Origin of the sequence: Pseudobacteroides cellulosolvens ATCC 35603 = DSM 2933 (genome assembly GCF_001262605.1) — a bacterium.
GTDB lineage: Bacteria > Bacillota > Clostridia > Acetivibrionales > DSM-2933 > Pseudobacteroides > Pseudobacteroides cellulosolvens.
This window is the reverse complement of the sequence record NZ_LGTC01000001.1, coordinates 6,189,263-6,202,575: the sequence shown is the minus strand read 5'-3', so window position 1 is coordinate 6,202,575 and position 13,313 is coordinate 6,189,263. Positions and strand designations below refer to the sequence as shown.

The 13,313-nt window shown below is 34.3% G+C and carries 17 protein-coding genes and 1 pseudogene; 1 reads left to right on the top strand and 17 read right to left on the bottom strand.

Annotated elements, in window-relative coordinates; all coding sequences use genetic code 11:
* Positions 1-363: 363 nt before the first annotated feature.
* From Bccel_RS25675 to Bccel_RS25640, 9 genes are all read right to left on the bottom strand, one after another.
* Positions 364-747 carry a phage holin gene (locus Bccel_RS25675; RefSeq protein ID WP_160317758.1) on the bottom strand — a complete coding sequence of 128 codons (384 nt, stop codon included), beginning with the start codon at positions 745-747 and terminating at the stop codon, positions 364-366.
* 19 nt (positions 748-766) lie between these two features.
* Positions 767-976, bottom strand: coding sequence for a response regulator transcription factor (locus Bccel_RS25670; RefSeq protein WP_036944841.1), 210 nt, complete (start codon positions 974-976; stop codon positions 767-769).
* A gap of 64 nt (positions 977-1,040) precedes the next feature.
* Complete coding sequence (locus tag Bccel_RS25665; protein ID WP_036944842.1) at positions 1,041-1,733, bottom strand: hypothetical protein; 693 nt, start codon at positions 1,731-1,733, stop codon at positions 1,041-1,043.
* Positions 1,734-1,918: 185 nt separating this feature from the next.
* Complete coding sequence (locus Bccel_RS25660; protein WP_050753351.1) at positions 1,919-2,821, bottom strand: IS982 family transposase; 903 nt, start codon at positions 2,819-2,821, stop codon at positions 1,919-1,921.
* 99 nt (positions 2,822-2,920) lie between these two features.
* On the bottom strand, positions 2,921-3,298 hold the full coding sequence (locus Bccel_RS30500) for a hypothetical protein (RefSeq protein WP_036945004.1): 378 nt from the start codon (positions 3,296-3,298) through the stop codon (positions 2,921-2,923).
* Positions 3,299-3,331: 33 nt separating this feature from the next.
* Positions 3,332-3,499 (bottom strand): hypothetical protein, encoded by a 168-nt coding sequence (locus Bccel_RS30495; RefSeq protein ID WP_154673507.1) that lies wholly within the window; start codon positions 3,497-3,499, stop codon positions 3,332-3,334.
* A 104-nt stretch (positions 3,500-3,603) separates the two neighbouring features.
* On the bottom strand, positions 3,604-4,299 hold the full coding sequence (locus Bccel_RS25650; protein WP_036945006.1) for an ABC transporter ATP-binding protein: 696 nt from the start codon (positions 4,297-4,299) through the stop codon (positions 3,604-3,606).
* Entirely contained in the window at positions 4,265-4,669 is a 405-nt protein-coding gene (locus Bccel_RS25645; RefSeq protein ID WP_050753865.1) for a GntR family transcriptional regulator, read from the bottom strand. The genes Bccel_RS25650 and Bccel_RS25645 overlap by 35 nt, the downstream gene beginning before the upstream one ends.
* Positions 4,670-5,268: 599 nt before the next feature.
* Complete coding sequence (locus Bccel_RS25640; protein ID WP_036945007.1) at positions 5,269-6,033, bottom strand: metallophosphoesterase family protein; 765 nt, start codon at positions 6,031-6,033, stop codon at positions 5,269-5,271.
* A gap of 272 nt (positions 6,034-6,305) precedes the next feature.
* Between Bccel_RS25640 and Bccel_RS25635 the strand changes: the two genes are divergently transcribed.
* Entirely contained in the window at positions 6,306-7,049 is a 744-nt protein-coding gene (locus tag Bccel_RS25635) for an N-acetylmuramoyl-L-alanine amidase family protein (RefSeq protein ID WP_050753864.1), read from the top strand.
* 20 nt (positions 7,050-7,069) lie between these two features.
* On the opposite strand, the gene Bccel_RS25630 is transcribed toward Bccel_RS25635, so the two are convergent.
* The 8 genes and pseudogenes from Bccel_RS25630 to Bccel_RS25595 all read right to left on the bottom strand — a co-directional run bounded on the left by Bccel_RS25630 (position 7,070) and on the right by Bccel_RS25595 (position 13,294).
* Positions 7,070-7,369 carry a winged helix-turn-helix domain-containing protein gene (locus Bccel_RS25630; RefSeq protein ID WP_050753863.1) on the bottom strand — a complete coding sequence of 100 codons (300 nt, stop codon included), beginning with the start codon at positions 7,367-7,369 and terminating at the stop codon, positions 7,070-7,072.
* The gene (locus Bccel_RS25625) at positions 7,347-8,024 is read right to left on the bottom strand and encodes a hypothetical protein (RefSeq protein WP_036945008.1); all 678 of its coding nucleotides are present in this window, start codon (positions 8,022-8,024) and stop codon (positions 7,347-7,349) included. Before Bccel_RS25625 ends, Bccel_RS25630 begins: the two co-directional genes overlap by 23 nt.
* Before the next feature lie 163 nt (positions 8,025-8,187).
* Entirely contained in the window at positions 8,188-9,519 is a 1,332-nt protein-coding gene (locus Bccel_RS25620; RefSeq protein WP_036945010.1) for a YheC/YheD family endospore coat-associated protein, read from the bottom strand.
* Between the two features lie 26 nt (positions 9,520-9,545).
* Positions 9,546-9,731, bottom strand: coding sequence for a cupin domain-containing protein (locus Bccel_RS25615; protein WP_152966092.1), 186 nt, complete (start codon positions 9,729-9,731; stop codon positions 9,546-9,548).
* 5 nt (positions 9,732-9,736) lie between these two features.
* Entirely contained in the window at positions 9,737-9,946 is a 210-nt protein-coding gene (locus Bccel_RS25610; protein ID WP_050753861.1) for a WxcM-like domain-containing protein, read from the bottom strand.
* Positions 9,930-11,324 (bottom strand): UDP-glucose dehydrogenase family protein, encoded by a 1,395-nt coding sequence (locus Bccel_RS25605; RefSeq protein ID WP_050753860.1) that lies wholly within the window; start codon positions 11,322-11,324, stop codon positions 9,930-9,932. Before Bccel_RS25605 ends, Bccel_RS25610 begins: the two co-directional genes overlap by 17 nt.
* Positions 11,260-12,402 carry an NAD-dependent epimerase/dehydratase family protein gene (locus tag Bccel_RS25600; RefSeq protein WP_050753859.1) on the bottom strand — a complete coding sequence of 381 codons (1,143 nt, stop codon included), beginning with the start codon at positions 12,400-12,402 and terminating at the stop codon, positions 11,260-11,262. The genes Bccel_RS25605 and Bccel_RS25600 overlap by 65 nt, the downstream gene beginning before the upstream one ends.
* Before the next feature lie 5 nt (positions 12,403-12,407).
* Positions 12,408-13,294 (bottom strand): annotated as a pseudogene (locus Bccel_RS25595) (NAD-dependent epimerase/dehydratase family protein).
* Positions 13,295-13,313: the final 19 nt, after the last annotated feature.

The window sequence follows — 13,313 nt, the reverse complement described above, 5'->3', positions numbered from 1 at the left end:
GGTTATCTTTTATTGATGGCATTTGAATATATTCATTATTCAATGCACCTATTAGAAAACTCCCTCTATGTATATTAGATCAATTCAACAATATATCTTAAATGTCTATAATTATAAATTTAACTAAAGCTTAATCAAAATTAAAGTATTAGTAATCTTATCATTCTGTACTTTTAAATTGAGCTGAGTCTTTTGGCTGAAAATAATTATTGTGAACAATTGTTATAAATTATATATTCATATGTTACTCAAGTAAAATATTTACTGCGTATTATTCTAATGTATAGATCTGTATTTATCCTAAAATGTTTCCACATATACGGGAGCTTTTTAAACAATTTAAATAAAATTACTTTTATATATTTAAACCACTGCTGCATTTTTTTTAGCTATTACAGTTTTTGAATCTTTCATTTCTGGAATTGCTTTAATTGCTTGCTTTAAATCCTTATTCATTTCAAAGACAGCAGCTTCAATCAAATGATGTAAATCATCGGTAGAAAGCTTTCCTTTGGTCATTTGTGAAAGTTTAGTCACTGCAGCTGACTTCTTCGCGGATCCATTTCCACCACCGTAAATCTGTTCCACTGCTTTAACAATAAACTCCGCAATGGTCACATACTTTGATAAATTTTCCTTATTGGTCTTAGTCAGTACAAATCTGATAACAATAGGTACTAAAATTGCTATAGTAGCTTCTATTATATACTGCAGTGTCTTTAGAATTATATCATGAAGTATATCCACAGTATCCTCCCAATTGCTTTTAATCAATTATTTGTTTCTCATACGCAAGAACTGCAATCTGAGCCCTGTTATGGAACCTAAATTTGTTGAATATGTTATGTATATGTGCGTTTACAGTTCCTTCGGCTATTTTTAGAGCACTTGCAATTTGATAGTTTGTATAGCCTTTCGCTATAAGGCCGGCAATCTTTTGCTGCATATTTGTCAACTTAGGTTCAGTTTTTAACATGTTCTCTCCTCCTAAAATCTAAATAACAATTTTAATTTGATTACAATTTTCGCATTGCTATACATTAACTTTTTTCCTGCAATACCAGATAAAACGGCTTTATATGTTCATAGACAAACTCTTCGTTCTTCCATTGGACAAACATATACTTTATACCGTTAAAAGTCTTTATCTTGTATGGATTTACCGTAGACAGCTTATGATTTAAAAGCATGCTGCTGGTCCAGCTTAAATCTGAAATATCGGTCTTTCCTCCAGCCATTATGTTTACTGTTTCCAATTCCGGATAGATTGAAACATAACGGTTTTTAGCAGGATTAAAGCTTTCCATGTCATCTACCCTGCCGATGCTTTCCCACTGACCAATAGCCTCCTGGTCGCTTTCAAATGAATAATCTATTCTTTCAACAATTCTATTGGAATAAGCAACTCCTTGTGCTGCTGCAGATATAGCTAAAATCAATAAAATAGGAACCATAAAATATTTGATACTTAATTTCGATATAATATGCTTATTGTCCAATAATAAACTGATGGATGAATAAAGTATTACGAAAATAACAGCCAAACATTCACATTCAAAAATATTATCCGAGTAAACAAATGGACTTTTAACATTAGATAACAGGAACAATATTAATATGAAAGTCAATACACCAAATATTATTGCCAACCCTAATGCTTTCTTTTTATCAAAGGATACCCTGTGTGCTATTATCAATGATAATATTCCAACTAATACCATATTTAATATCATAAAAACCAAGCTTGCAAAGACTATTATCATCATTGGAATAGCGTTGTACGAATTATAAAACATAAGTATGCTATTTAACGTGAGTTCGATAAAATAAGTGCCATAATTAACCATACTCATAGATTATAATTAAGTAAGGCTTTAGTTTCTTGAATTCTGAAGCCTTTTTATTATGAAAAGCAACCTTAGAGTGTGGCAACAAGAATGCTTTTACTAAACTTTAAGCTTGGTTTGCTCGGCAAAAAGCTATACGCAGCAATACCAGCTACAACATTAGTTAAAAAGTTTGTAAAGCTTCTATGCCTAGTATGTTCAATCTGGCAAGTATTTTTCAGAAAATCATTTATTGTCTCAATAAGAGCTCGCTTTCTGAGTAGAAGCTTTTCTTCTATATCAATTAGCTTATTTTTCATGTTCTTTTTTATCTTGGTTATTAGCTTTATCCCTCGATCATACAACTTTTTAAACAAAGGCTGTGATAAATAGCCCTTATCTCCAAAAAGTTTTCCAAATAGATCTTTTGTAAGTATATCTATCACCTTTGAGTCTCTATCGTCTGTATCACCTGGTGTTAAAAAGAACGATAAAATTTCTCCTATTTCATTTACTACAATGTGCAGCTTAAACCCGTAGAACCAACCTGTAGAAGATTTACCTCTCTGAGCAATATCTTTAAAAACTTTGTGAGAGTGAATCCTCCTGTTATCACAAACATCTAATGTCGTAGAGTCAATAAAGGAAATTCCTGTTGTCTTGCCTAGTCTAAACTTTTGTGTGTATAATATTAATGGAATTAGTGCTTGCTGCATTAACTCTACAAACCTTGTATAACTTACAAGGCTCGTAAAGTACCCACTTAATCTTTTACAAACAAATTCTTTATAATAATGCTTAAAGTTTCTATAACTCGAATGATGAAAATATATTGTTATTGTTATTACTTCACTTAGTGTCATCATTCTTGAAATGTTAAAGAGGTTAGGTTCCTTCAGTCTATTATCAGTAACCAAATGATGCTTTAAATAGTTGTTGAGCCTAATGCAAAAATCATCAGTATCGCAGAAAATTTTAATAAGTAAATCTTCCATGAAGCTCCATCTCCCTCTGTTAAATTTGTTTTGCCAACATTGATTATACAGATTCGGACAGGAGCTTCATTTTTCATTTCTGTTTCATTCTTATTACAATCATATTATCGAACTCACGTTATTTATATAAACTCTACTGTTAATAAGGCTGAATACCACCATGATGGAGTAATAAATCAGTATACATAGGAATGCTTTCAGTATTTTAGTACCAATAATTTGAAATGCCGACTTAGGCACAAGCTGTATAATGTTTGGCGAGCTATTAATAAAATCTTTTTTAAAAATTCCTATTTCATAAAATACCATTATAGAAAATATCCCCAAAATTATTATCGAAAGTAGAAATATTAGTTCTTGTGATCGTGATAATGAATTATCAAAAAGTAATATAATGTTAAACAGTATTATAGCTGCACTAGATAGTAATATAACCTTTAAACTTCTTAAAAACTCGTATTTTAATAGCTTCGTCATACATTTCTCCCAAATTACCAGTAAAATTTATTGTCAGGCATTTCCTACTTGTGTTTTATCTGTTTTACCAGACTTAGGTTTTTTTTCTTGTTTTTTATTTACAGGCTTACTGTTCTTTTCGTTTGTTTCTGAATCGCATACGACTATTCCAGGCTTTAATATCGACCTTATCTGGTTTATAATAGCATCCCATAAACCCACACCTTCACCCCCGATACATACATCCCATAAGATAAACAATCTATTTTAACCAATCCTCATAAGTCTATGAGTGGATTATTTTTAATTAATAGTTTTAGTTATTATTAAACATATAGCTTCCTGTACATATCTTCTATCGATTGATTCTTCTCATACCTCAGCTGCTCGCAATCTCCTGTTAAAGCAATGTTTCCATCAGAGATAAATGCTACCCTATCCAAAATACGTTCTACTTCACTAATTAAATGTGTAGTTATTAATATGCAGGAGTCTTCACAATAGTAACTGTTAATAGCCTTAATTATCTTATCTCTTGTTATTGTATCTATCCCCATAAAAGGCTCGTCTAGCAAATAAACCGACGCATTCCTGCCTAAAGTCAGACTTAGTCTTAATCTTTGGAGCATCCCTTTGGATAGCTTTTTTATCTTGTAGTTTTCTGAAAGATCCATAAAATCTATCAATTTACCACACTTTTGGGCATCAAAGTCTTCAAAAAAATCCTGATGAAACTTAATTGCATCGTTTATATTCATCCAATCATACAGCTGATTGTTTTCAGTCAAAAAGGCTACCTGGGACTTGGTAGATATGCCGGGCTCTGCACCATTTATAAGTATCTCACCCGACTCTGGTTTCTCAATACCTGAGATAATTTTCATAAGAGTTGACTTCCCACTCCCATTTTGCCCCAAGATACCAGTAATAACACCTTTTTCTATTTCAAGGTTTATATCCTTTAATATATATCTTTTCTTGTATTTCTTACATAGATCCTTTATTTTGATTACCGTCTGCATCCGTTAACCCTGCCTTAGATATTCTAATAACTGCGTTAATAATCTCATCATTGTTAAACCCCAATAATTGCATGCTTACAATAAATTTTTCCACCAATTGCTTGGACATATTAAGCCTTAGACTTGTTATCTTATCCTTATCCTCAGTTATGAACACGCCAATTCCCCTTTGTGTATATATTATTCCTTCAATCTCAAGTTCTCGTAATACACGCTGTATTGTATTGGATGTAACATTGAATTGTTCGGACATATCCCTGACTGAAGGAAGTCTGCTTCCAGGTAAAAATCTATTGGAAACTATCTGCTCTTTTATCCAGTTCATAATCTGAACATAAATTGGTGTATTGTTTTCAAACTTTAAATCCATACAATCTCCTATCTTCTTAGAATCATATTATAAGTGTTTTGAAGCCAGGCCTCGGCAAATAATAAAAAATGTAGTCTTAAAGCAATCTAGAGCAAATTTTCTAGAAAAAACAAATAAAATTAATTAATGGACTTAAAGTAGTGTCGCACTGTATTACTTATATAATACACTCCCACACTTTTAATGTCAATAAGTTTTTAAAAAAATGTAAAATTTTATGAAAACGGCTTGTACTGGCTGTCTATAAGGAATTATATATATATTTTTGCTAACTTTCATTTTCCCTATTCTTGCTTTAATATTAAGATGAGCTCAGCAAAATCCATAAACAGTTTTTCCTTAAATCCGGTAGACACACTAGTGTTGATTTACTTTAAATATAACAATTTCAGGCTTAAAGTACGCACACTTACCCCCTTTATAAAAAGCAATCAATAATGCTTTTTATATTAATAAACTTTGCAACATTGATTGATTCTAAGGAATTGTGGTGTGAACCAATAGTTCCTTAGACATCAAATTATGTCAGAAATGATAAAACACTTTAGATCCAAAAACCTAAAGTGTTTTATCAAGACATAATATATTATGAAATTTATTTACACCTCATGAATCATAACTAATTTCTTAGCACATATCTTGGTCTCATATGGGTATCCATAAGCATTATTTATATAAAGAGTAGAATCCCTAAAATCGCTTAAATTGACATGACTATGACCATACACATGAATATTCGACCTTAGTTTTCTAATCTGCTCCTCAATTACACTGCTTCCTAATACGCAATACAATTCTCTGTATTTAGGAGGTATGAAAAACGGCATTATATCTATTCTTGGCAAAAAATGAGAATATGAAATTATAAAGTCATTTTTTATATTCATGTTACCATTACTAACATTGAACTCAGTAAAAAAATTGCATACATCATACTCATCAAAATTATCGGGCCATCTACATGCGTGATAATCCATCCATACACCGGATATGTTGACTGTTTGCTTTTGAAATGAATAATCATACCATCCGAATATAGGTATAATAGATAAGTTCTTATATGTATATGGCTTAGTTACTACACCATTATTCTCTGCCAGCTCTATTATTTTATAAAACTTGCCTATGGAAGTTATTTTATTGTTATCCATAACCCATAGATCATGATTACCAGGAACGTACAACACTTCTGAAAAGCAATTCTTTAACTCTTTAAACACATATTCCAAAAGCTTAATATCACTTGTTATATCTCCAGCAATTATAAGAATATCATTTATATACTCCTGTCGGGATAATTCATTAAGCCACTGTCTATTCACTTTATAGTCAAGATGAATATCAGATATTGCGTATATCCTCAATAGACATAGTTCTCCCTTTCATGCATAATAAAAACGCACTATCTATAAGACTAAATATATTCATAACTTTGCTGCACAAAAATCACATTAATTTTACATAGCAGAGCAAATTGTATAATAAACTATTTTAGATATAATTTATATATTTGTCAATATTATGTGTAAAAGTTAAAATATTCAATACTCTAGCCCTTTTACTTACTTTCTCTTCATATATCGTCAGATTTATGAATATTTATTAATGAATAAATACCGGAGTATCAAATAATTATATGAAGATAATAATTTTAAAAAGAAAAACACTTGTTACCGCAGCTTTTGTAGCAATACTTTTTTTATTTTCCATCTTTTGCACTATACTTAATTTTATAAAAAGTGTCAATAATGATTCATGTTCCAAGGTAATTGTGGTTGATCCAGGACATGGCGGTATAGATGGAGGTACGTCACTTTCGGGCGTGATAGAAAAAGATGCAAATCTCTATATAGCCAAAAAAGTCAAATCGTATCTTCAACAAAATGGTTTTGAGGTTAAAATGACCCGTGACAAAGATACATCTTTAGATGAACTCTCAAAGAGAGGATCAACACGTCAACTGAGAGATTTGAACGCCAGGGTGAATATAATAAATTCATGCAATGCCAAACTGTTTTTAAGCATACATGTTAATTGTCACCTAAAAAACCCCAGTGCAAATAGTGCGATAGTTTTTTTCAGCAACAAGTACCCTGAATCAAAATCACTTGCAAATAATGTACAAGAAGAATTAAATACCATCACCATCGATGGAAATAAAAGGTCTGCACATGAGCCCCAACTCGCCAATTATTTTATACTAAATAACGCTAACATCCCCGGGGTAATTGTGGAAACCGCTTTTATATCCAATGATTACGATAGGAGCCTGTTAAAGACTGATGAATTTAAAGATGAACTAGCAAAAGCAATTGCAATGGGTGTTGAAAATTATTATTCAGAAAACCTTTCCAACACCCATCAGTCTGTATTAGATTAGTAGGTTGCTCTTTATAATTTTTAGTTATGAAATCCATGGCTTTTTATAATACTGTCCAACTTATTTACATACTCAACAAACTCACTTTTCCCCTTATCCGTAAGGTTATATCTAGTTCTTGGTTTGTTGTTAAAAAAATCTTTATATATTTCAATATAGCCTGCCCCCTCAAGCTTTGACAGGTGAATGCTCAAATTTCCATCAGTAGCACCTGTAACTTCCTTTACCTCTTTAAAAGTTTTCTCACCTGTTATAAGTGCCGCAACAATTGCTATCCGAAGCTTAGACTGAAATATATCAGGAATCGAATTTATATCCAAGCTGCTCCCCCCTTGCCTGTTGAGCCTTTAAGTAAAAGCCTGTATATAAGAAGGTAAAAGGCAATGCCAGTGAATACAGCAATTGGAATATAGTAGCATCAGTAAAAGATATATTGGAATACGCATTTATTAAGCTTATGCCAATATATACGGCTCCCATTTTCATAAGATGCTTATATCCTGTAAAAAGGGACGTAACAATCAATGCAATTGCCAGACTGAAAAGAGTTGTAGAAAAATAACTAGTTTGTACAACAATTGTTTGCAAGTCAATTCCTGATGACTGAGGAGCATTAACATTTATTTTTACAGGTATAATATTCATTATAAGAATTAATATCCATAATTTCATAAGGTGTTTTTCCAATCCCACAAGCGGTATTTTTTTTGATATATTTCTATAGATTAATGTTGCCATCAAAGCTACAATACCAACCGGTAATATAAACCAAATAAAATGGTAATTTTTGAATACTTCAAATATACTATCCTTATTTTCAATCATAAACAAGGTTACAATACTGTTCAATATAAAAAGCATGCCCCAGTATATAAATATTTTGCTGAAGGCACTAAAGGACTTGCTGGTCTTATCTATCACACCCTTAATCAATGAGATATTCTCTACAGCTTCATTTAATTTCTTTTCATCCATAAAATCAACTCCTTATTTAGTATTTAAAGTACTTTGTATTTTAAAGTATACACCCACAAAAATACTCTGTCAATAGTTGTTAATACAAAATTGCAAAAGCAATGATTCTTATTCAAAAACCACTGCTTTTGCTTTATAGGCACATATTTCTGTTTCATTCTCCCTAAAATCCTGCAAGATATTTTGCATAATAAAGAGGCTGAGTCTTCAATCTGTAATAAAGCTCCTCATCCTTAACATCCAGGGCATATAAAAGGCATGGGTCTCTGTTGTTGATTTCAATAAGCCATAAATAGCCATAAACATCAACCCCTATATCCAGCCCAAGGAAACCGCAATTTATTCCACATTCATCCAGTTCATAGCATGCCTTGACTGCAAGATATTCTATGCCTTCCCTAACCTCCTTCGCACGCTCATATGATGATAACAGTGTCATTTTTAAAAGCTCCTCTCCATAAAAGGCCGTACCTCCGCTGGAAATATTGCTTACAACGCTTCCCCTCTCGCCGCATCTTCCAAATACGGCCATACACTCCCACTTGTTCCATTGATTTTTCTGCACGACACACCTAAAGTCCACTACCTTCTCATCATACATTAAAAGATCTATACCCTGCTGAACAATGTATTCTCTGTCAGTAAAACGCTTATCCATATATGCACAAGCTTCATCTGTATTATTTAACACTGTCTCATGATTCTTTGCCTTATCACGGTATCTTAAAACAATGCTGTTTCCATTCATACTCGCCTGCACTATACCATGTCCCTTTAGTCCTGAGGCTGGCTTTATATAAACCTTGTCAAATTTCTTGAGCATATTAAGCACATCATTACAAGAAGAGAAAAATGTGGTGCAGGGCAGATGGGGACCGGCAGTAGTACTTGTTGATAGCCATTTATACATATACCATTTGTTAAAATAGTGACTGTTAAATACACAGTCCCCCATAATGCTAAGGAAATGGTTCTTCCATTGATCATTGAGTCCAATCTTTCGGTATATGGCTGAAGGATATGGAAAGGTACCTCTTTGCCAGCTATCCAATTGTGGGTTATAGCAAAAACCCTCTATCAAAAGGTTTGCAGCATCTACCTTGTCAAGAGCAAATATAACAATCGCACCATTGAGCACAGAATAATCCTTCGCATATATCAACAGCTTTTTCAAACAGGTGCCTGTAAAATCCTTATCCTGTTTTTTTAGAAGGAGACCTATATAGGGTCCGACTATAATTTCATTTTTATTTACCGATATTTCATATGAAGTATAATCAGGGAGATTAAGATCTGACACTATATCCTTTGACAGTACAATTACATTATCAGGGATATATTCTGATATTTTAACATTTACATAATATCTCTTGCAACCAAACCTTACATATGCTTCTTTTTTATAGATTGTATTAATTTGTTCGGCTGTTTTTGGACTAATAGTGAAATCGGAGTAGTTATTTGAATCTGTTTTTATGATATAAGTCTTGCTCATATTACATTCTCCCTGATTCTAAGACTTTACTGCAAAATAACCATAGGGTAAGTGTCGTCATCATCCGGGTTATACTCCCGTGATGAAACAGCAAGCATTACCATAGGCTGATCAGTATCATTTTTAAAGGCATGCACAACATTTACCGGCACCTTTACAATAATGTTATCGTCAGAAGAAATCTTAACTGTTTCAAAATCTTCAGTCTCCAAATCCTTCAAGGAAAAAAGGCAGTCCCTTCCAGAACTGAAAAATATTCTGATGTCTCTTTGTGATAATGGTTTCCACGTACTGCACCTTTGTTTGAGTATAAAACATATACCTCTTCTATTTCCGTACCAATACGGCTTTTCATAGCTATTTTCTTAAGGCTGCCACGTTTATCCCGGAAAGGATTAATACTTATGAACTCAAATCTGGTATCCATGATTTTCAACCTCTCCTGTATCCTCCAAACCAACTCCTACATAGCTTATACCTGCATTCTCCATAGTCTTTTTATCATATACCCTGCGTCCATCTACCAAGATCGGTTTATTCATCAAGCTGACAAACTCATATGAAGGTATGCAGACAAACTCTGGCCAACTTGTTACAAGTATAGCTGCATTGGCATTCTGTAGTGCTACTTTATAATCAGTTAGAAGCACAAGCTCATCGGCATCCATAGGAAGCATCATGGCCGCATTATTAACAGCTATTGGGTCTACTGCAAACACTTTGGCTTTCTTCCGAAGGAGCTCCCTTATTATTATGAGGGCTGGCGATTCTCTTACATCATCTGTATCAGGCTTAAAAGCCAATCCCAGAACAGCAATTTTCTTATCATCAAGATCTCCTATTGTTTTTTCCAGCCTATTAACAAGCCTTACAGGCTGAGTTTCGTTAATACTCATTGTAGATTCAAGCATCTGAGGCTCATATCCCTTTCCGGCTGAAAATGATATCAGTGCCTTGACATCCTTAGGGAAACAGCTTCCTCCAAAACCGCATCCTACCCTCAGATAACTTACCATTTCCGGATTTATCAGATGTTTTCCTACCTTTGGATTGAACCTCTTATCAAGGGTAACCGACTCAAGAACTTCCCGTGCATCAACTCCGCCTGTTTCCTCACAAATGGAGGCAATCTCATTGGCATAGGATATAAGCGTGGCTAACAATGCATTGGATGTATACTTGATCATTTCAGCCGTCCTCAAGTTGACACGTATGATAGGAGCCTTAAAATATCCCTTGTAAATTCTGTTTACAACATTAAAGCTCTTATTGTCAGATGCCCCAATAACGATCCTGTCAGGGTTTATAAAATCCTCCACAGCCTTACCTTCCCGCAGGAATTCCGGGTTCATGGAAAGTCCGAACTCCCCAACCTTTTTTCCCGAGACAGTTTCCAAAATACTCTTTACAACAATGTCGGTAGTAGTTGGGGCAACAGTACTTTTTACACAAACAACATGATATTTGCTCTTTTCTCTCAGAATCTCACCTATTTCAGTTGTACAGCTAATTATATAGCTCAAATCTATTCTTCCATCTCCAAAGGGGGTTCCAACCGCAATGATGGAAACATCGGAATTCATAACCGCATGTCTCAAATCAGAAGTGGCACTAAGCTTACCCTTATCAATAACCTGTTCCAACAAGACCTGAAGCCCCGGTTCATAGATAGTGGCTTCCCTGTTGTTGATCCTTCTTACAATATCCTCCCTTTTATCTACGCAAATCACTTTATGTCCTTTATGTGCAAGGCACACACCTGAAACAAGGCCAACATATCCAGTTCCTATAATGGAAATTTTCATTTCTGACTCCCCCTTCAAACTGATATGCCTTCCTATACCATTCCATAGTCCTCCTTAAAGCCTTATCCAAATCGATTTTAGGCTCATAACCCAATAATTTTCTGGCCTTTGTAAGATCCGGGCACCTTCTTTGAGGATTGTCAACAAGGTAGTTTATATCACTGCTTTGTTTATATTCCACATCAGTACCCCCAACCGTCTTAGCTACTGCCTTTGCCAAGCCAATCATTGAAACTTCCAACTGATCATTACCTATGTTGAAGGCCTCACCATTACAATCAGAAAGTATGGCACTCATAAAACCGCACATTGCATCGCTTATATAGCAAAAGCTACGTGTTGGTGAGCCGTTACTTAATATCTCAATTTTCCTTCCGTTAAGAGCATTATTGAAAAAGTCAGGAATAACCCTTTTATCATCTATCCTAAGACCCGGTCCGAATACATTGAAAGGACGTACTACCTTTACAGGCAGATCATACTGGCTATGATAGTTTACACATAAGGTTTCACCCAGCCTTTTGGACTCGTCATAACAAGCCCTCGGCCCGGTACACGATACATTTCCGTTGTAATTTTCCGGAGTCGGAATCCATTTAGGATCAGGATTTCCATATATCTCACTGGTAGAGAAAAACAGAAAGCTCTTTACCTTCTTTTTGACTCCCAAATCCATCAGGTTTTTTAATCCTGTAACATTTGTTTCAATGGTTTCAATGGGGTATTTCCTGTAAAATGTAGGTGAAGCAATGCTTGCAGCATGAACTATATAATCCACCTTGCCTCTTATGGAAAAGGGTTTGGCTACATCCCTGTTTAGAAATTTAAAATTTCTATTATCACCCAGATGACTGATTCTTTCAGGGATTCCAGAAATAAAATTCTCCAGGCATATTACACGGCATGGCTTTTTAAAAATATACCTGTTGCAATAATCTAATATGTCAAGGAAGTATCCTCCTATAAAGCCGCCACCTCCGCTAATCAGCCACGTGCTTCCCTCAGCCTTTCTTAGCTTTTCCCCAAGTTCGTTGCAAATATATACAACATCTTCATATATAACATTGTTAAAGCTCAAAACAATCATCTCCCTGTATTTTTGTATTTATGCAGATTATTTTCATACCAGCGGATAGTGCGGATAATACCATCCTCCAGACTTATTCGCTGTTCCCAACCTAACACATCCCTGATCTTACTTATATCAGGCTGCTGCTTCCACATTTCATTTTCCCTGTACGGAACAGCACCATAGTTTGGCTTGCTTGATGTATCTATATTTTTAAAGACGAGGTCTACAAAAACTTTCATCTTATGTACAACTCCACTTCCTATGTTAAATATTCCGTTTTTAACGGTTTTATCTTTTGCAGCAAGAACAAACCCATCAATAATGTTCTCAATATAGCAGTAGTCACGGTATTGCTCACAAAATGTCAGGTTAATGTCAATGTTATTCAGAATGGAAAGAATAAGATGCGGGAAAAACTTATGGCTGCCTTCATTTTCACCAAAAGTGCCAAATGATCTTAGTGTAATAATATCAATATTTTTTTCATGTGCTATCTGATGGGCTATAATAACACTTGCCGCTTTAGTACTTCCATATATACTTAACGGAGTAAGTTCATCACCTTCATGTATTATCTCTGTTTTATTTCCATATTCTGCACAGGAACCGGTATTGATAAACTTTTGGCAGCCTATGGCCCTGCAGCGTTTATAAGGTTCATTGTTCCTATTATGTTTGTATTGACTGCCTCATAGTAATCCTTCTGCCTGGCATCAACACCATAGGCACCAAGGTGAAATATAAAATCCGGCTTTATTTGCTTCATTTGGGCTGATAGAGCTGCCTGGTCCCTTAAATCAAACCTTCTTATGTCTATATCATTTAAGACATCTTCAACTCGCCACAGATCTGAGGATTCTCTTGCCATCACGCATACATCGGCATTTTCCCTCACCATCCTAAGTACCATATGGGAG